We start from the raw sequence: 18,573 nt of genomic DNA on the forward strand, positions 1-18,573 counted from the left end.
GAGGCATCGGACCTTGGCGCTCAACATTGCAAAATCGCCTGACCAATCAAAATTCATAGCGAATTTGGCTGAGGGGGGAAACCAAACGTAGCGCACCTGGAGAATCTTGTGCTGCACGATCTGCTTGTGTGGCGCGATGCCCGCTTCGAGCGCGCAGACCTTGGTTGTTGGCGCACGTCTGTTGGTGATGAAGTAGATTTCGTGAGTGAGGCGGCGGCAAACTGCGGCCGCTCGAAGTGAAGTCGACGTATCGTCACAGCGGTGAACTCACCCGTTTAGGCCGCGATCTACGCAGGAATGTCCCGCACCACCTCGATCAACTTGTCGGAACTGATTTCGTAGAAGAAGCCGAAGAGCTTGATGTGCTTCGGCACAGCCGGGCTCGAACGAAGCAACGCGATGTCATGCTTGATCGACATCTCGAAATCCATGATGGCAAGGCTGTCGTGATCAAACATCGTCGCGATATCAGCGTGATAATGATCATGGAACTCCTCGATGAGCAGCTCGGGCGTCAGAGTCGTCGTGCCGCAGAACGAGTGGTGAACCACGACGACATTCTGAACGCCGAATATGTAGTCCATCGCGGCCACGGACTCTAGAGCAAAGGCGGCGCGTCCGCCCGCATTGGTCTCGGTAAATAGTGTCCGGGTGTGGCCAACCCGATTGCCCGATTCGTCGAGAATGTTTTCTCCCGGATAGACCTCGTCCCCAAAATACTTGGCGACAGCCTGTGGGATTTCGGCCGCCCGAGGGTCAAAGCAGTAGATCACAAGTGTCTTCATCGGGATCGCCTGATTCGCGCCCTCGAAGGTATTCATATCGAACCCGGGTTGCTTCCTGTACTCGTAATCGCTGAACTTGCCCATTTTCCTTCTCCACAGGCGTTTGGCTGCACGCAGAGCCACCAGCTCGGAGAATTGCTGATCTCGGAAAGGCATTGAGCTACTGGGCCCGGTTGACGCGCTCGAATGATACCCCCGCCGAACTTCATGTTCCCGCAGATACGCATCGGCGCTGAAGTGACTCCGTGAGTTCTCCGGTATTCGATACAAGAACCCCCGTGCCCTCAAGAACTGCTCGCACCACGCGAGCCGCTGTTGGCTTCCCCAAGCGTCCTGCCGCCGAATTAGCCACTTTCGTAAGTCCGTTTCGGTTCGCGAGTGGACCTCTGGTTATTCGCCACACCGACAAAGCGGCGCGCAGATGCTGTCCAACCTCCCTTCTGCACGACGGCGGCCCAAGCTATCCTGAAGACCCTGGAGTGGAGATTTTCCATGGCAAAGCTTGTCTTCGGATTGAACCAGTCCCTGGATGGCTACGTGGACCACCTGGAATTTGCGCCCGGTCCGTCGCTCTTTCGTCACTTTATAGAGCAAGTGCGCAACCTGACGGGCAGTGTGTACGGTCGGCGCATGTATGAGGTCATGCGTTATTGGGATGAAGACTCTCCTGAGTGGGGCACGGAGGAACGCGACTTCGCGGTGGCGTGGCGGAGCCAACCGAAGTGGGTCGTGTCGCGCTCGCTGAAGTCAGTCGGCCCGAACGCTACCCTTGTCACCGATGACATCGAGGCGGTGATACGGGAGCTGAAGGCCGAGCTCGCCGGGGAGATCGAAGTCGCCGGACCGGACCTGGCGCGAAGCCTGACCGACCTTGGTCTCATCGATGAGTATCGAATCTACCTTCACCCCGTTGTGCTTGGTCGCGGCAAGCCGTTCTTCGCGGGCCCTCGGCCGCCGCTCCGCCTCGTGGCCAGCGAGTTAATGGGCGAGGACGTGATTAGGTTGACGTACGTTCCTGCCTAATTGCGCGACGCGCCCGACAGACAACGCATCAGGTCCGGATGGACTAAGCGGACCTCCCGCATCTGAATGTCTGCTATCGGGATAGCAGACAGATCCAGCATGGCGGCTACGCTCCACCGCAACCTCGCGGAGCAGTTCGACAATGGAAAACATGTGCCGAAGGCTGATCTCGTGCGACGCGGGCAAGATGGCAATTTGGTCACGTCACGGTCTTAGGACGCCTCGCACCCCGCGCTGTTGGATGGGCTCGCCTTCTCTGTGCAAATTCGATTCCGATTTGCATTGAAAAAGCAGGCCGCCGCGCCCGACCGGACTTCTCTACGCGGCGGCGCTGAAATATTTACTTCTACTGCTCGGGGTTCGGGATGAGAGTAACGACGAGGTCGTTTGCGACGTCGTCGATTGCCGCGTAGTTGAATGCCGGATTCTGAGCCGAAAGTACCGTAGCCAAGCCGAATGCGCCGCCCTGTGAAGCATCGACATTGACCTCTACTACGTAGCGGCCTGTGCGGGTAAATTCCACGATTTCACTGGGATGCAGGGGATCTGCGTTGACGGCATCACCGTTGGCAGTTAGCAGATGCCCATTCGGAGCAAATGCCAACGCCAGGGGACCGCGCAAATGGGGGTCCACAAAGACAACGTGGCCTTTGTTCACGGCCGTGTTGCGCTCGCCCGCGTTGGGCACCGCGAAGATCGCATTGTCCGCGGTAGAGGCGACGAACAGCGTGTCTGAGGTCCCGTCATAAGCCAGCCCCGTTGGTCCCAAGACTAGCGCCGCCGCGTTGGGTTGAGTTGAATACCCAATGGCAATCTGTACTTTCCTGGTGACCACGAGCCCCAGGGTGCCAATACTGACATCCAGTCGCGACACCGTCCCACTGAGCACGTTGGAGACAAATATTTGCGCACGATTGCCCTGATCGTTGATGGCCAGATCCCAGGGGCTATCCAGGTACGTGCTATCGGACAGCGTAGTCACCAGCTTGCCACGGCCGTCGACGACCTGAAGCGACCCTTGCGATATCGTGTTCAACGTTCCATCTGTCGTAGGCACGTTTCCAACGATGACGAAACCACGGCCAAGTACACCCAGTGCAGTTGTCAGACCAGCAAGGTGACTTTGAAAAAAGGTCGCGGCGTTACCGGGAGTACCCGCTGCGACACCTGGCGCCAAATCACCGGTCGGCGTCAACTTGACGATCGTTGTTCCGGTGCCCTGCAGATTGTTGACGTTGTTGAAATTCGACACCAGCACGTCGCCCGGAGCTATGGATCCGCCACGAGGGAAGTTCTGGGGCACGAATGCCACGCCGTATGGGTTCAAGTCGCCGTTGGCCGGAATCGTCGACGATGTGATGCTGCGCGGCAGGAACGCGTCTTGCGAATCTGTCGCTTGCGCAATATTGATGGAGCAAAGGAATAGATACGCGAGCCCGATCGCGGATGCGCGGGTCACCCTTCGAATATTCACGCTCATGGTTGTCTCCTGCTTCAGTCGGGATACCAGGACCTCTCCACTCCCCTGAAACGTGTGGCCCGGGTGTGGGGCACGCCGAGGCGCCGCCCAAGGTCGGTTGGGCGGCGGTGACGGGCACAGCCAAGAGTGAGTCCCTCCGACCATGCGCGATGATTCATCGGCAATGGAGAGGGATTTAGATTTCGTTCATCCGGCTTGACGCGCCGCGCATCAATCAATCCCGGCGGGGGCGACATGCAGTCGCTTTGCGCCACTCTGGAAAACCGGCCGCGACAGTAACTCGAGCGCGGATTGGCGGTGAGCTGCAGCCGACATCAACGCCACCTCCGGCCAGATGTGCTTGCCGGTCGACACGGCCTGCCTGCGAGTATTGGCAGCTCGATGCAAGCCGCTTTTCGATGTCAGGGTCAGCAGCCGTCATCCCGAGATGGCCGCTTGGCCGTCCGCTGCATAAGGGCCGTTCGCAGCCAAAGCCGGACGGTGCCGTACGTCAGAGCGTCTCTACATTCAACGGCGATTGCTGCCTCATTGAGCTATTCGCTTCAGTTCCCTTTGTGCGTATTCATTTCCTTCGCTCGCAGACTTCTCAAGCCAAAAAACTGCTCTAGCTTTGTTCTCACTTGAATCCGCAAGAATCATGGAGCCGTAGTTAAATTCGCCGCTGGCGTTACCATCTTCAGCGGAAATTCGAAACCAGTACTCAGCCATTTTTCTGTCCCCTCGCGCTACCAGGAAATGTACCCCCAGTTTATTCGCCGCAGCACCTGACCCTCGCAACGCGTTCGCTGAGTAGGTCGTCAATTGTGCATCGCCCAACGCCACGTCTTCCGCTCCCGTATCTGCAAACATGGAAATGGCGTTCTGCTGCCCCCATGCATGGCTCGATATGAATACGATGAGAAACCCAAAAAAAAAGCCTTTCATATGCAAGCGCCGATCCTTTTCGAAGAAGAACATCGTCTAGCCTTTAGCGTCGGCTAAGGGTCGCAAACGGACGTTAGCTGAGTCTGATCGAACTAGCAGCAACGGTGCTACTACTGTGTCAAGTAGATCCCCGTTACCTTCGCATCAGATTGTGATAGGTCTATCTCAACTCCCCCGCCAAGGGCGCCCTTTGGCAGCTTCTCGACGACGTGCCAGATTCCGTTTTGCAAACTGGCTACCATGCCCGTTTGCCATGCTTCGTCACTGCTGCCGCGTAGATCAGGGTTCATTGAAAGCCAAATCAACCGAGCGATTGAAATGGCAGCCTTCCCATCCCGAATCACCCCTTCCTTTGGTGGGCTCCAATGCGGCCAGTCATATGCAGTGGCCATACCCGGGTTCGTCAGAGCGGCGAAAAGAAGCGGTAGCGAAAAGCAGACTCTCGAAAGTTTCATGACGCTAAAGCTCCTGGCACCACAACATAGCTTTCCAACGCAAAAAGTAGAGCCATCCGAGGGCTCGTCGCGCTTCTTCTAACGTCTGCTACGGGTCGAAAACGGACATTATGAATCGGCATCCAACTGCCCAATCAAGCCAGCGCAGCCAATAATCTCTGAGCTCGGACTCTTGCTTGAACAACAGCATTATTCGGGCTTTTACGTACGTACGCCTCATCGTCAGAAGTGGAGTTCTCGACGATGGCCGCGAGTCGGGCTCTGATCTCGGGGGAGTCATATCCGGCGTCTTGGATCGCCCAAATGGCGTCGTACCGTACCCAAGGCTCAGGGTCGGTTAGCCTCTCCGTCAGCGCATGCTCAAGGCCCGCGACTTCAAACGTCTTCGCCCGTCTGCAAGCATTTACTGCGATACGACGAACATGCATGTTCTCGTTGTTGAACAGCTCATGCACAAGTCGCGTTACAACTTCGACACGATCTGGAAGCTCTGCAAAAGCAGACGCAATTTGCATCTCTTCTATTGGCATGATCACCGGGCGCTGACCGAGCGCTATCGACGCGTGGGCGAGAGTCTCAAAATTGATGTCCATCCGCTCTCCGCCTCTCAATGTCCAAATTTTTCTGATCCGTTGCAGTGTCCGCTCCGGGTCGAGAGCGGACGGTTCGATTAGCCTAACGCCCTGAGCGCCTCATCGGCGTATGGATGGCCCGCAACGAGCTCCGCTTGAATCAGTTCACGAAGGGAAATGGCTGTCGGACCAAGCATCCTGACGGTGACGAGGGCGCAGTCGACCGGCATACCTAGGCGCCGATACGGCACTCCGTATCGGTTGACCGCCGACCCGTCGAGAATTGCCCGAAGAAGCGGCACTGCTCCCTCACCATACGAGGCTAGCTCATTGGTCGCCCAGCCTCTTTTGCTCGGTGTCAGGAAGGCTTCGGGAAAGAAGTCGTTTCCGGGCTCTGCCAGGTGCACGTCACAGGTCTCCGTCAAAGTAGGGATGGGCGTGAAAGGGCTGCAATGGGTCGAAAACGGACCTCGCCGCGCAGCTCTGAAAATTTTCATCGCTACTTCACACCATAAAAATCGGCGGCTGCTTTAGGGGCGTCTATCGCACTAGAGGTCTGTCCAAGTAAGCGTGGAAACCGAAAAACAGGTTGGGGAACGACATGTCCGCCACCATGCACGGCATTGAGTTCAGCGACGACCACGCCATGCTGCAACCAAGTCATGTGTTCAACCCAGGTGGGGTCGTCATGCCTGGCCGGATCCAGCCTGATTATTGTGGGTGATGAAGTGGCTCCGTCACCCTCTGCGATGACTTGCAGTGACTGAATGGCCGACTGTGACCGGCCACGGCTAGCGAAACCAAACAGCGATACCGTGCCGCCATCGAATGGATTAATTGGGTCGCTCGTTCCATCGATCACCATCATGGGCGAAGCGCGCCTACCGCTAGGACACGACGAGTCCTCCGGCACAGGCAAGCTCACCGAGACCCCCGCGATGGCGGCGACCTCATCAGGATGCTCCAGTGCCATGCGGATCGCCATGCTCCCACCATTTGAGTAGCCGAATATGTAGACCCGCTTTGGATCAATTCCCCCCTCCTTCTTTAGATGGGCGATCAATGCCTGAAGAAAGCCAACATCGTCGACATTTTCAAGCTTTGCGGGATACGTAGCCTTCTTTCGACAGTCATTCCAGTTTTGCTTGTAGCCGTCAGGATAAAGGACAACAAATTTTCGTTCGTCGGCAAGGCGATCAAATTCATAGCCGGTCCAACGTCTCATCAAGTTGCCATCCATGAGCGAGCCGTGGAGAACGATCACCAAGGGCGATGCGGGCGGCAAATTTGATGGCGTATACGTCAGAAAGCTTCGTTCACGGCCGCCCACATTTATCGTCTCGCGGTGTATCGATTCACTCAGCCGAGGCTCGATTGGAAGCGGGCTATAAAGGAAATAGAAGCCTGCCGTCATGACAATCGCGATGAACACCAGCAGCATAAGTCCGCCAACGCGTAAAACCTTGCTCATGCAAGACCTCCCTGTCCAATGTGCCTGACTCGGACACCATGTCCGCTTCGGGTGAAAACAGACTTAACCAGATTGCCGATTGGCCGTCCGCTGCGCAAGGGCCGTTCGCGGCCACAAGCAGACGATCAGCACAGTAGCCCGCCTTCAACGGCTGAGCGACTTAGCTGCGGGACCTACCACGGTGCCTTAAGCCAATAGAAGCAGTTAGGGCAAAAGTCGACGTCCAAAGGTGACCTTCCCTCGAAAGGACTGACTGGAGTCTGCGAGCAGTGTGGGCAGACTAGGCTGACTCTCTCGGCGACGCGAGCGACCATGAGGCTAAGAAACAATACGAAGAACAGCGCGAATGCATAGATGTTGTGCAGGTAGATGCCGACAACTATAGATACCACCGCCACAAGGCCTATGGATGGCTGCACAAGTTTGTATCGCTTTCTGTACGTCGCTGTCGTTTGCGCCCAAGCGGCAATTACTTGTGGATCGCTTACGGCTCGAATTGGCATAGGGCCTAACTACCTAACACGCGGACCTGTCGGTTCGGTTATACGGAATATTGATCTTTGCTGCTACTCGTGAGGTCCGCTCTGGGTCGAAAGCCGCCCTTAGCAGCGTGCCAGCCGCTCGCCCTTCGCGCAACTTCCGCTCGCGGCCAGAAGCCGACGGTAGCAGCGGCGGCCATCCGAGCAACATACCGCGCTTAGTGGCAGCATTTGAGCAAGAAAAATCCACGCATCTGCTTACAGTCGCTTCTAACCAGCCCAACCCGACTCGAAGTTGGACCACGCCAGCGAGTGCGCACCTTGGCTAGCGACCTAAGTCGCTCGATGCAACAGACGAATGCCCTAGTTACTTCTTTCCCGCCCGAATGAATTTCACTAGATTGGCCAACACAAACAATTGCAAAATGCTGAGCCACAAGTAGAAAAAGTACCGCGCCTGATCGGGGACATTATAGATAGCAATAAGAGAGGCGCTCATTGCGGCCGCCGCTAAGGCTGCGCCAACTTCATTAACCACGATTGTTTTGAGAAATTTGTTCATTGGGACTCATCATCCGTGGTCCGGCACACCTTGAGGTCTGCTCAGGGTCGAAAGCCGTCCTTAGCAGCGTGCCATCCGTTCGACCTTCGCGCAACTTCCGCTCGCGGCCAAAAGCCGGCGTTTCCGCCACCGCAATCCGCATGCCAACGGCTACTTCGCCAGGGCACACATCGTGCCTCTAACCTTGCCCAGATCGTCAAAGTGGGACGACAGTTCCGGAAATCCACCCCCCGCCTCTAAAGGTGACGGACTGCCGATGGTATAGGTCCAGTACTGAGGGACGCGTTGTGCGAAATCGGCCGCCGGCTGTTCTGAATCAGGCTGCCCGAGGAAACTCCGTAGCTGCACTTCCGAAAGGCCAACCAGTTGATCTGTATCTTTCGGACATTCGAAGGTTGTCCGCGTACCGGGGGGAAGCGATCGGACGTACTTTAGTTCTGACGAAATGGCTGCGAGCAACGAATCGTGGCCTGTCCCAACCGGTCGTGTGGTCGGCGCAGCCAGCGTGAGCCGGCTTTGAGCTGCGGCATCCATTTTGCTGAGCTGCTCATTGAGCTTGTTGAGCTTGCTCTGTCGGCATTCTTTATCGCAAGTCGGGTCAGGTGGTGTTCCCGCAAGGTCCTGACCGATCGCAAGTGAAAGCGAGAGCGCAACGAGTGCGATCGAGAAAACCTGGGGCACAAGATTTCCCATACAGGTCCTTTCTCGGTAGTCCACCGACGCAATTTCGCGGTTGCCCTAACGTCTCTTATGGGTCGCAAGCAGCCCTCCCGAGATTGCCGATTGGCCGTCCGCTGCGCAAGGGTCGTTCGCGGCCATAAGCTGACGTTCAAGGCACTCGCTCGCCCGGCGAACGAAGGGCAAGTCTGTCGGCCAGAGCACCCTGTTAGCAGCCATGGGGCACCTCAACTTGGCCTGTTACACCCATTGCAACCTGCTCGACGTCGGCTGGTTCAACGGTGGCCTCACTCGAAACGTAATCTCTTGAGTCACATTCCACTGATGCCGGGTCATTGTGCAAAATGACCCTTACCGCCTTACTTAAAAAAGGCTCTCTGCCGTGGGCGAGGCGCATGGCTTCCTCCTTTCCAAACCCAGCCTCCAATGCAGCTTGCGCTGGTTCGAGTGATACGTACCTCACTGCCCCAGGGTAAAAGCCTGCGAGGACTGCCGGAAGCCGCGAGGCAGATGGCGCATCGGGGACAAACTTTGCAAAGTTGACACCATCGGCACGCTCAGGAGCGGCCATATCGAACTCAATGAACAAAGTGCCCGTTACTGTGATGTTGCCACTGAATTGCGCAGTGGAAGCCTTCTGGTCAAAAGAAGTGAGCTTCAGCGCCTTGCTGAATTTGGAAAACACAACGGATTGATCTTGAGCTAACGCTGTCATTGTCACCAGCACTGCAATAAATAGCGCAAGACGCCTCATAGCCATTGCCTACCTATGGACGGAAATTGATGTCCAGTTATGGAAATGGTCCGCTATGGGTGGTGGCCATTGGCAGCGTGCGAGCTCGCCCGCATCGGCCCAACGTTTGCCGGCGGCTGTGGACTAAGGCCCCGCCGCAGTCAAGCCATACTTGATGGCACGGCTTTCGATTTGAGGATCGAGCGTGCGGGCGGCGACCAGGTCGGCGTTGCCCGCGTCCGTCTGGCCACTGCGGATTCTCGCCAGGCCAAGGCCATAGCGCGACCACGCGGAACGCGGCCTTTGCGCGACGGCCTGTTCGTAGGCCTTGATCGACTCGGGATAGTGTCCCAGTCGCAACTCAACCAAGCCAAGACTGTCGAGGTAGGTCGGGTTTTCGCCATCGCGCTTGATCGCCTTGCGGCAATCCTTCAGGGCATCATCAAGCATCTGATTGCTCAGGCCGCGCGCCCAACAGCGCTCGTTGAGCGCCGAACCAAGCATGGCGTCGTCGTTATGCAGGCGAATCCAATCGTCGAGCATCGGTAACGCCGCAGTGGGTTGATCGAGTTCGATGTAGAGGGAGGCGATGGAATGCGCCCGCGTTGAGCCCACGGGTGTCACAGCGCTGGCCGCCGCCACATCGGATGCCGCGCCCGTGTGGTCCTTGTGAGCGAAGCGAAGTTCGGCGCGCATCAGCAACGCATCGCCGTTCTTCGGGTCAAGGCTCAAGGACTTGTCCAGATCGGTGAGCGCGGCATCGGACTGTTTGTCGGCCTCATAGGCCCTCGCACGGGCGACGTAGAAAGCGGCTTGATCGGGCGCCATGCGGATCGCCTCGTCCAGATCGCCTACGGCTGCCTTCGGTTCACCGCGAGACAAGTGCGCCTGACCCAATAAAGCGTAATCGTCCGCGGTCCTGGCCGCTGGGCCGTTCTCGTCTGTAGCTGTGCCGGCGTCGGATCTGTCGCTGTCGCCCGGTGCTGTAGCGAAGGTAAAAACGCGCCCACCGTTATAGGTGAAATAGGCTTTTCTCTTGCTGTTGGCAATGAACATATGATGGGCGAGCAGAAAATCCACGCCGAGCAACATGTCGGTTCTGTCGCCAATTCTTCCGTCAATAACCTGCATCTGACTGTGCTGGATCGTTTCCGAACCGACCGAGAACGAATCAATATTCACCGTCCATGTCTTGACCGGCCTAGCGCCAATACCTATGCCGCTACTGCCAACCTTGACATCTGGCGCATTGAAGTCGATGCCGGCGCGCTCGGCGGCGTCACGAGTCAGTACGGTGGCAGACGCCCCCGAATCGAGCACCGCTCGCGCCTTCTTGCCATTTATCGTCACAGTGAAAAAGGTGCGTCGGTCGAACTGGTTGTCGGCCGGTTCGATATCGGCGACGTTGTACTTGCCATCCTTTACCCAGTACGCCAGCGACTCCTTATCGCAGTGGTCCACTTTGAACAGCGTCAGTTTTCCGTGTGCAAGATCGATCTCCAGATCGGCGAAATCGAGCAGGTTGGCGCCGAGCAATCCGTTGCCGGCATCGGTACCGCCGACAATGAAGTCCACATTTTTGAGCGTCATATCGAGGATGCCGAATTCCTTGACGTGCGCTTGCTGGACACTCGCCGCACCTCCAATGCCACTGACGCGATAACCGAATGGCGCAGATTGCAGCTTGAGTCCAAGTGACGACGCGTTGGCACTCGACATGATGTTGAAGAAAGCCCCTGTATCGAGAATGAAGCGCGTATTGTTCCCATTGATCTTCACCATGGTTGTGGCTCGACTGCCGACCATTTCTACAGGCAACGTGCCGTAATTCTCCAAACGGCAGTCGTCCGCCCAAGCCTGGCCTGCAAGCAAGAGGCCCATGCCAAGGCAGAAAAAACGCAACATCCTCATCACTCCCCCATGTTTGCCATCGCTGCAGAATGTTTTTGCGACAATGAGTAGTGCAACGAACATAGCCACCCGACAAAGTTGGCGCTCATTGCTGTCTGCAAGACGTCTGCCTCGGGTGGCGTCCGCCTTCGAATACAGACGCTATGTCGAACCAATACCTACCTATGGATCTAGATCTTTGGATCACCCTCCTGCTTGTCCTGTTTGCAGATCAGAGTCTGTTGACCTAACGCGATCAGCGTACGCTCCTTGGCGGTCACGGCGAATACTTCAAGCTGACAGATGGTCAAGGTCCGTCCCGAACGCACCACCGTGCCGATGGCTTCCAGATAGTCGCCTCGCGCGGGAGCCAGCAGGTTGATCTTGAACTCGATCGTCAGGACTGAGCTATTCGGGGGGAACAGAGTGAATCCGGCGTAGCCTCCCGCCGAGTCGGCGATCGCGCTGGTGCTGCCGGCGTGGAAGTACCCATTTTGTTGCGTGAGTTCCTCGCGGAATGGCAGCTTGATGCTGACTCGCCCTGGCCGAACGTCCGTGAGCACAGCACCCAGGTGGCGCATCAGACCTTGCCGGGAAAAGCTGGTGCGGACACGCGCCTCACTTTCTGCGCTCAGTTCACGAGTCGAGGATGTCGGTTGCTCATTCATGGCACCTCTCCTTGGGAGTTGGCGTTGCGAGGTCTTCTGTATGACCTTGGGAAAAGCAACCGTCGGGATGCCCGAAATGACTTCGGATCAAGGTCCGCTTCGAATGGCAGACCTTAGCAGCCTGTGAGCCGCTCCATCATCACGCAACGTCCATCACCGGTGACGCAGACGTCCCCATTGAAGAGCGAAGTAAAGCACCGCTTCGTTATCGATAATGCGTCGCTGGCGAAAAGTCAGGTGACTTTTCGACGCGGCATGACCACTTATTGACCACCGCTGTGGATAGCGTGGCTCGAAGCCACGCACTGTCCTTGGGGCAGGGTCGCCGCTTACGCTCGCCGACTTTGCTGGCTGCGACTAGAGGCAGGCACAGCTTGTTCTGATCCCCGCGAAGACTTGAGAACCCGGCAATTCGAATGGCTATCTTGCTCGCGACAATCGCCTTCGACCGATGGTGAACATCCAGGAAGTCGATTCAAGATCGGGATACTCGTGGAAGTGTCGCATGCAAATGCGGCGTTACCGATCACGCGTGACTTCCGTCGGCGCTGTATCCCCGGCTTGCTGTGCCAGTGGCAACGCATCGGTCACCAGGTGCATCAAGAACCGGCCCGGTTGTTCCTGCATGATCATGTGTGCGGAGTCGGCAAACATCACCAGCCGCTTCGACGGTGCCTGGATATCCCCGAACCACTTTTCCGTCAGCTCGTGCGCCGTGGTGTAGTCGTGCTGCCCCACGAACACGATCACCGGGCAATCGAAATGTGTCGTGTGGTCGAAATCGACAGCCAGCAGCGGTTGCAGCAGATGATTCAATGAAAACAGGCTGCCCTTGCCGATCGCGGCGAGATCGGCCTTGCTGTAATCGGGCGACAGCGATTCGGCATCGTCCTCGAACTGATAGTCCTGCCGACCATAGGCGAGGCCACCGTAGTACATCTCCCATTTGCTGCGCATGCCAATGTTCTCAAGAGTCAGCTTCGGCCCCGGATACGGAGCCATGGCTTTCAGTTCACGCACGGCCTGCTCGTTGCCGTGCGCCAAGGCTTCACGCAGGGCGAAAGCGTAACCGACCTCTTCGTTGTGCCGTCCATTCACGACCTGGCCCACCGAGATATAGGCGTAGAACCAGTCCGGGTGCAGCTGGGCCAGATGCACGCCGAGCACGGTGCCCCAGGAGTGTCCCAGCAGAAGTATTTTCTGCTTGCCATAGTGCTGACGCAGGTACTGCACTACCTGTGCGGCATCATCCGTCATGCCATCCACGGTCATGCCCGGCGCCATCGCCTGCTCCGAATTCACCGCATAGGTTTTGCCGGCGCCGCGCTGATCCCACTGCACCACGGTGAAGTAATCCTCCCAGGGCGTCTGGAACGTATAGGCTTCCGGCATGGCTGGCGAAGCCGGACCACCATGCAGGAACAGCAGGATCGGATTGCGCCGATCCTTGCCGCGAATCGACAGCCATTGGTCGATGCCACCGATGCGCACCTTGATCATCTCGTCGATGCCCTGGGGCGAGACGATTTTGCGATTGCTTTCGAGGATCCGGGTGACATCATCGCGCGACATCATGGGCGATTTGTCCTGAGTCGAAGTGGTTGCAGTGCTGGATACGCCAGCGGGCGCCGTGGCAAAGGAAATATTGGCCGTGGTCATTCCAGCGGCCACCGCCAGTATGAAAAGAAAATGCGTGCGAAACATAGTCAAGGAAACTCTCCTGATACGGATATCTGATAACCCACTGAGCTCAGCAGACTAAGCAAAGTGGGAATGACGGCAGCGCCCGTGCACGCAAGCGAATTCGGCACCGTTGCATCCAGGTAGAGCAAGCGTTGTGCCAGCGGTGGATTCACGACCGAAGCAAGGCAATTCAAGAACTTGCCGGCCGGCGGCGAATAGGTGCGTCGTCCGCGGACAGGTTCACGGACGTCCGGCCCATGTGCGCTGGCAGACGCCTGGATGTCCGTATATGGACTCCTTCTCATCCACAGCATCTGGGTGCCAGGCTGAAGGCGCAATCCACACAGTCAGCGGCGAGAAGAAGTCCAACCCATTGCTATCAATAGCGGACGTTCGCGGTGCTGGTGATGGTCGGCTGCTGGAGAATTGACCTTGCACGCTCTGAGTGAACACATTACTGGCGTGCTAACCCGACCGGGTCGACCCCGGTTCCCCCTTGGCGTTCTAGCGTGCAGGCATCGCAGAAACGGGCGCCAAAGTACCCTTTGCCTTCCACACATTGCGGGCTCGCCGCGATCAGTTCCTCAGTGCGACGGGTACTCGATCGGTTTGCGCCGTCGCGGCGTCGATCTGGGTGCCCTGCTATCCACGCAATTCGCGGGTGGTCTTACGACCCATTGCGAATGTCCTTCCCCCGCACCGATTCGCGGCATATTGGACTAGACTAAATAGACTTAGTCCATCGAGGTCGCGGGCGTGCTTACCGTCAATATCCACGAAGCGAAGACCCAGCTGTCGCGGCTGGTCGATCAGGCCGCCAAGGGCGAGCCGTTCGTGATCGCCAAGGCCGGCAAGCCCTTGGTCAAGGTCTTGCCACTATCTGCGCCCAGCGACGCACAAGTCCGGCGGCTCGGCTTCATGGCGGGGCAGATCGCGGTACCTGATGACTTTGACCGCATGGGCGCAAGCGTGATCGAGAAGCTTTTCGAGGGCCCGGCATGAAATACCTGCTGGACACGCACTTGTTGCTGTGGGCGGCGGGCAACCCCGCCCGGCTGCCTGCAGAGGCACGTGCCTTGATCGACGACGCGGACAACGAACTGTTTTTCAGTGCGGCCAGTCTTTGGGAAATCGCGGTCAAGCGTGGGCTCGGGCGTGATGATTTTCGGGTGGATGCGCGAGTGCTTCGGCGGGGACTGCTGGACAACGCATACGGCGAACTGCCGCTTGCCAGTGCTCACGCCGTCGCTATCGAAGGTCTTCCCCCGATCCACAGGGATCCCTTCGACCGCGTCCTGGTGGCGCAAGCGACGGTCGAAGGCATCACGTTACTGACCGCTGACACCATGGTGGGACAATATCCCGGCCCGGTAAAACTCTGTCGCTAGTGGCATGCCGGCATCACCAACAACAACGGGTGCCGTAGCGCCCGTTGTCTTTCACACTCGCGATGTCGCCGCGATCAGATGCCGTAGTACATCTGGAATTCGATCGGGTGGGTGCTGGCGCGGTAGCGGGTGACTTCCTTCATCTTCACTTCGATGTAGGCGTCGATGAAGTCGTCGGTGAAGACGCCGCCGGCCTTGAGGAAGTCGCGGTCCTTGTCCAGCGCTTCCAGTGCCTGGTCGAGGCTCGAGCAGACCTGCGGGATGTTCTTCTCTTCTTCGGGCGGCAGGTCGTACAGATCCTTGTCGGCCGGTGCGCCCGGGTCGATCTTGTTGATGATGCCGTCGAGGCCGGCCATCATCAGCGCAGTGAACACCAGGTAGCCGGAGTTCATCGGGTCGGGGAAGCGCACCTCGATGCGGCGACCCTTCGGGCTGGCCACGTACGGAATGCGGCAGCTTGCCGAACGATTGCGTGCCGAGTAGGCCAGCATCACCGGTGCTTCATAGCCCGGCACCAGACGCTTGTAGCTATTGGTGGTGGAGTTCGCGAACGCGTTGATCGCCCGGGCGTGCTTGAAGATGCCGCCGATGTACCACAGAGCGAGCTGCGACAGGCCGCCGTACAGATCACCGGCGAACAGGTTTTCGCCGTTCTTCGACAGCGACTGATGCACGTGCATGCCGCTGCCGTTGTCGCCGACGATGGGCTTGGGCATGAAGGTGGCGGTCTTGCCGTTCTGGTGCGCGACGTTCTTGATCACGTACTTCATGGTGATCAGCTCGTCGGCCTTTTTCACCAGCGTGTTGAACTTCACGCCGATCTCGCACTGGCCAGCGTTCGCCACTTCGTGGTGATGCACTTCCACTTTCTGGCCGAGCGATTCGAGCACCTTGCACATGTCGGCGCGCAGGTCGCCGAGCGAGTCCACCGGGCTGACCGGGAAATAGCCACCCTTCACGCCCGGGCGATGGCCGGTGTTGTCGCCGTCGTACTTGTAGCGCGAGCTCCATGCCGCTTCCTGCGAGCCGATCTCGTAGAACACGCGGCCCATGTCGTTCTGCCAGCGCACCGAGTCGAAGATGAAGAACTCGGGCTCCGGGCCGAAGAATGCAGTGTCGGCAATGCCGGTGGATTTCAGGAACGCTTCGCCGCGCTTGGCGATCGAGCGTGGATCGCGGCCGTAAGCCTGCATGGTGCTCGGCTCAAGCACATCGCAATGCAGGATCAGCTGGGTGTGCGAACTGAAGGGATCGAGATGGGCGGTCTCCGGATCCGGCATCAGGACCATGTCCGACTCGTTGATGCCCTTCCAGCCAGTGATCGACGAACCGTCGAACATCTTGCCGTCCTCAAACGTCGACTCGTCGATCGCGTGGGCCGGGAAGGTGACGTGGTGATGCACGCCGAGCATGTCGGCGAAGCGGAAGTCGACGAACTCGACCTCGTGTTCCTGGATCAGATCGAGCACTTTATGGGCGGACATCGGGGGAGCCTCGGGAGTGGAAGGAATGAAGCTTTATAGCAAAGCCTGTGCCATGCCATGAAACCGTTGTGGCATAGGCACTGGCGGGCATCACGGCGGGTACGAACGCCAAAGATAGCACCAAATGCCGACAGGATTTTGTGACAATTTGCACTATTATGGTGCATGTCGACGCAACTTTCCCGTGGCTATGGTGCGCCACCGGACGGCCATCTTTCGTGCGCGCAAAGCCCTTAAGCTATGGCACCTCTCGTTGGCCAGACACGCCGGCGACCGCTCAACCATCATCCGGAACTGACCTGTGACCAACCTGCTGCACGTCATCCTGCTTGGCATCATCGAAGGCGTCACCGAGTTTCTGCCGATTTCCAGCACGGGTCATCTGCTGATTGCCGAGAAATTCGGCCTCGGCGCGCGTTCGGATCTGTTCAATGTAGGCATCCAGGCGGGCGCGATTCTCGCCATCACGCTGATCTACTGGGGGCGCATCTGGCAGTTGTTCACGCAGTGGCGCGTGCCGGCCAATCGCGATTACCTGTTCAAGCTGATCGTGGCGTTCCTGATCACCTGCGTGCTTGGGCTGGTGGTCACACACTACGGCTTCAAGTTACCGGAAACCGTGACGCCGATTGCGTGGGCGCTGTTGATTGGCGGCTTCTGGATCATCGCTGCAGAGCAGCTTGCTGCCCGCCAGGTTGATCGCACCGAGGTCACCTGGCGGGTGGCGATCCTGGTCGGCATTGCGCAGATCGTGGCCGGCATTTTCCCCGGCACGTCGCGCTCGGGCGCGACGATCTTCACCGCGATGCTGGCGGGCACCAGCAATCGTGCGGCCGCCACCGAGTTTGCGTTTTTGGTCGGCATTCCGACCATGTATGCGGCCACGGGTTACGAATTGCTGAAGGTGCTGAAGGGTGGCGGCGCGGCACATGAGGACTGGACCGCGCTGATCGTCGGCTTCGTGGTGTCGCTGATCGTCGGCTTCATCGCGGTGAAGTGGTTGCTCGGCTACATCCGCACGCACCGCTTCACGGCGTTTGCGGTTTATCGCATCGTGCTCGGCGTGGCGCTGCTGTTGCTGGTGCCGGCCGGCGCATAAGGGAGTCTGGCTCGTCATTCCTGCGAAGCGAAGACCTGCGAAGACCCCCGCTATCCAGCTCGTTATCCCTGCGAAGGCAGGAATGACGGGCAAAAAACGAAGCGTTCGACGCTTATATAAGTGCCCGCATGAGCCGCATTGGCCCGCGTGCCAAGTAGGGATTTACGCCGCCACAGCCTCGCGCTCGCCCCGCTCGGCTTTTTCGGCGTTGACGCGCGCGGTGACGCGGCATTGCGGTTCGCTGGTGCGCTGGAACAGTTCGCTCACCCATTCGATGAACGCCTGCACTCGCGCCGACAAGTGGCGCTTCTGTGGATAGACGATCCACAGCGGTGAGCCGGTGGAGATCGTGTCGGTCATGACGATCTCCAGCTGGCCCTTGGCCAGCGCGTTGGCGGCGAGGCAATGCGGAATCTGGATGATACCCAGTCCGGCCACCGCGGCCTGGATCACCGACTCGGCATCGTTGATCAGCATGTGCGCGTCGATATCCAGGTCGACCCTCCCGCTCGGGGTATCGAACTGCCATTGATAGGGTTTGCCGGTACTCGGGAAGACGTAGTTGATGCAGCGGTGCTGCTTCAGGTCGTCGATGTTGCGCGGCGCGCCGTGTTTGCGCAGGTAAGCAGGCGCGGCGCACAGCACATTGTTGAAGTAGCCGAGCTTCCGCGCGATCAGGTTGGAATCTTCCAGTTCACCCATGCGGATGGCGCAGTCGTAGCCTTCTTCGTTGAGATCGAAGTGGTAGTCGCACATCGCCAGCTCCAGCCGGATATCCGGATAGCGCATTTCGAACTCCGCCAGGTTGGGGATCAGCGCGGCGCGCCCGATGGCGGAGTGTGTCGCCACCCGCAACCTGCCGACCGGATGGCTGCGGGCATGCCCCAGCGCCTCGGTGGCTTCGGTGAGATCGGCAAGGATCTCCTTGCAACGTGCATAGAACGAGGCACCATCGTCGGTTAAACGCAGCGATCGGGTCGAACGGAACAGCAATCGGGCGCCGAGCTGGGTTTCCAGTCGGGCCACGGCCCGGCTGACGCCAGAGGGGGTCATCTCAAGCTGGGCAGCCGCAGCAGCGAAACTCTTGGCCTCGACCACGCGAACGAAGGTCGAAATTGCGGAAAAGTCTTCCATAGCTTCACTTCCTGGTCGATTCGTGACTGCGGCTCACGAGTGTAATGCACAAGAAACGGATTTTC

General features: G+C 58.3%; 17 protein-coding genes. 4 read left to right on the forward strand and 13 right to left on the reverse strand.

Annotated elements, in window-relative coordinates; translation table 11 throughout:
• Positions 1 to 287 precede the first annotated feature (287 nt).
• Positions 288 to 869 (reverse strand): carbonic anhydrase, encoded by a 582-nt coding sequence (locus tag HDE77_RS09905; RefSeq protein ID WP_184417160.1) that lies wholly within the window; start codon positions 867 to 869, stop codon positions 288 to 290.
• A gap of 408 nt (positions 870 to 1,277) precedes the next feature.
• Here HDE77_RS09905 and HDE77_RS09910 point away from each other — a divergent pair, with 408 nt between their 5' ends.
• Positions 1,278 to 1,808, forward strand: coding sequence for a dihydrofolate reductase family protein (locus HDE77_RS09910; protein WP_184417161.1), 531 nt, complete (start codon positions 1,278 to 1,280; stop codon positions 1,806 to 1,808).
• Positions 1,809 to 2,154: 346 nt separating this feature from the next.
• On the opposite strand, the gene HDE77_RS09915 is transcribed toward HDE77_RS09910, so the two are convergent.
• From HDE77_RS09915 to HDE77_RS09960, 10 genes are all read right to left on the reverse strand, one after another.
• On the reverse strand, positions 2,155 to 3,288 hold the full coding sequence (locus HDE77_RS09915; RefSeq protein WP_221444213.1) for a hypothetical protein: 1,134 nt from the start codon (positions 3,286 to 3,288) through the stop codon (positions 2,155 to 2,157).
• A gap of 525 nt (positions 3,289 to 3,813) precedes the next feature.
• Entirely contained in the window at positions 3,814 to 4,245 is a 432-nt protein-coding gene (locus HDE77_RS09920; RefSeq protein ID WP_184417162.1) for a sel1 repeat family protein, read from the reverse strand.
• A 556-nt stretch (positions 4,246 to 4,801) separates the two neighbouring features.
• Positions 4,802 to 5,260, reverse strand: a complete 459-nt coding sequence (locus tag HDE77_RS09925; protein ID WP_184417163.1) for a hypothetical protein — start codon at positions 5,258 to 5,260, stop codon at positions 4,802 to 4,804.
• 478 nt (positions 5,261 to 5,738) lie between these two features.
• The gene (locus tag HDE77_RS09930; RefSeq protein ID WP_184417164.1) at positions 5,739 to 6,710 is read right to left on the reverse strand and encodes a PHB depolymerase family esterase; all 972 of its coding nucleotides are present in this window, start codon (positions 6,708 to 6,710) and stop codon (positions 5,739 to 5,741) included.
• Positions 6,711 to 7,556: 846 nt separating this feature from the next.
• Positions 7,557 to 7,751, reverse strand: a complete 195-nt coding sequence (locus tag HDE77_RS09935) for a hypothetical protein (RefSeq protein ID WP_184417165.1) — start codon at positions 7,749 to 7,751, stop codon at positions 7,557 to 7,559.
• 150 nt (positions 7,752 to 7,901) lie between these two features.
• A complete protein-coding gene (locus tag HDE77_RS09940) occupies positions 7,902 to 8,444 on the reverse strand; it encodes a hypothetical protein (protein WP_184417166.1) in 543 nt (180 codons plus the stop codon).
• Between the two features lie 193 nt (positions 8,445 to 8,637).
• Positions 8,638 to 9,183 carry a hypothetical protein gene (locus HDE77_RS09945; RefSeq protein WP_184417167.1) on the reverse strand — a complete coding sequence of 182 codons (546 nt, stop codon included), beginning with the start codon at positions 9,181 to 9,183 and terminating at the stop codon, positions 8,638 to 8,640.
• A 123-nt stretch (positions 9,184 to 9,306) separates the two neighbouring features.
• On the reverse strand, positions 9,307 to 11,067 hold the full coding sequence (locus HDE77_RS09950) for an aspartyl protease family protein (protein ID WP_255482634.1): 1,761 nt from the start codon (positions 11,065 to 11,067) through the stop codon (positions 9,307 to 9,309).
• Between the two features lie 176 nt (positions 11,068 to 11,243).
• The gene (locus HDE77_RS09955) at positions 11,244 to 11,720 is read right to left on the reverse strand and encodes a PaaI family thioesterase (RefSeq protein ID WP_184417168.1); all 477 of its coding nucleotides are present in this window, start codon (positions 11,718 to 11,720) and stop codon (positions 11,244 to 11,246) included.
• Between the two features lie 519 nt (positions 11,721 to 12,239).
• Positions 12,240 to 13,424 (reverse strand): alpha/beta hydrolase, encoded by a 1,185-nt coding sequence (locus HDE77_RS09960; RefSeq protein ID WP_255482646.1) that lies wholly within the window; start codon positions 13,422 to 13,424, stop codon positions 12,240 to 12,242.
• Between the two features lie 735 nt (positions 13,425 to 14,159).
• Between HDE77_RS09960 and HDE77_RS09965 the strand changes: the two genes are divergently transcribed.
• Positions 14,160 to 14,405, forward strand: coding sequence for a type II toxin-antitoxin system prevent-host-death family antitoxin (locus HDE77_RS09965; RefSeq protein ID WP_184417169.1), 246 nt, complete (start codon positions 14,160 to 14,162; stop codon positions 14,403 to 14,405).
• Positions 14,402 to 14,791 (forward strand): type II toxin-antitoxin system VapC family toxin, encoded by a 390-nt coding sequence (locus tag HDE77_RS09970; protein ID WP_184417170.1) that lies wholly within the window; start codon positions 14,402 to 14,404, stop codon positions 14,789 to 14,791. Before HDE77_RS09965 ends, HDE77_RS09970 begins: the two co-directional genes overlap by 4 nt.
• A 74-nt stretch (positions 14,792 to 14,865) precedes the next feature.
• Here HDE77_RS09970 and glnA read toward each other — a convergent pair whose 3' ends face one another.
• Entirely contained in the window at positions 14,866 to 16,275 is a 1,410-nt protein-coding gene (glnA, locus tag HDE77_RS09975; RefSeq protein ID WP_184417171.1) for a type I glutamate--ammonia ligase, read from the reverse strand.
• Positions 16,276 to 16,576: 301 nt separating this feature from the next.
• Between glnA and HDE77_RS09980 the strand changes: the two genes are divergently transcribed.
• Positions 16,577 to 17,374, forward strand: coding sequence for an undecaprenyl-diphosphate phosphatase (locus HDE77_RS09980; RefSeq protein ID WP_184417172.1), 798 nt, complete (start codon positions 16,577 to 16,579; stop codon positions 17,372 to 17,374).
• Positions 17,375 to 17,536: 162 nt separating this feature from the next.
• Here the strand turns inward: HDE77_RS09980 and HDE77_RS09985 are convergent, their stop codons facing one another.
• Positions 17,537 to 18,508, reverse strand: a complete 972-nt coding sequence (locus tag HDE77_RS09985; RefSeq protein WP_184417173.1) for a LysR family transcriptional regulator — start codon at positions 18,506 to 18,508, stop codon at positions 17,537 to 17,539.
• Positions 18,509 to 18,573: the final 65 nt, after the last annotated feature.

Origin of the sequence: Rhodanobacter sp. MP7CTX1, assembly GCF_014205795.1 — a bacterium.
Lineage (GTDB): Bacteria > Pseudomonadota > Gammaproteobacteria > Xanthomonadales > Rhodanobacteraceae > Rhodanobacter.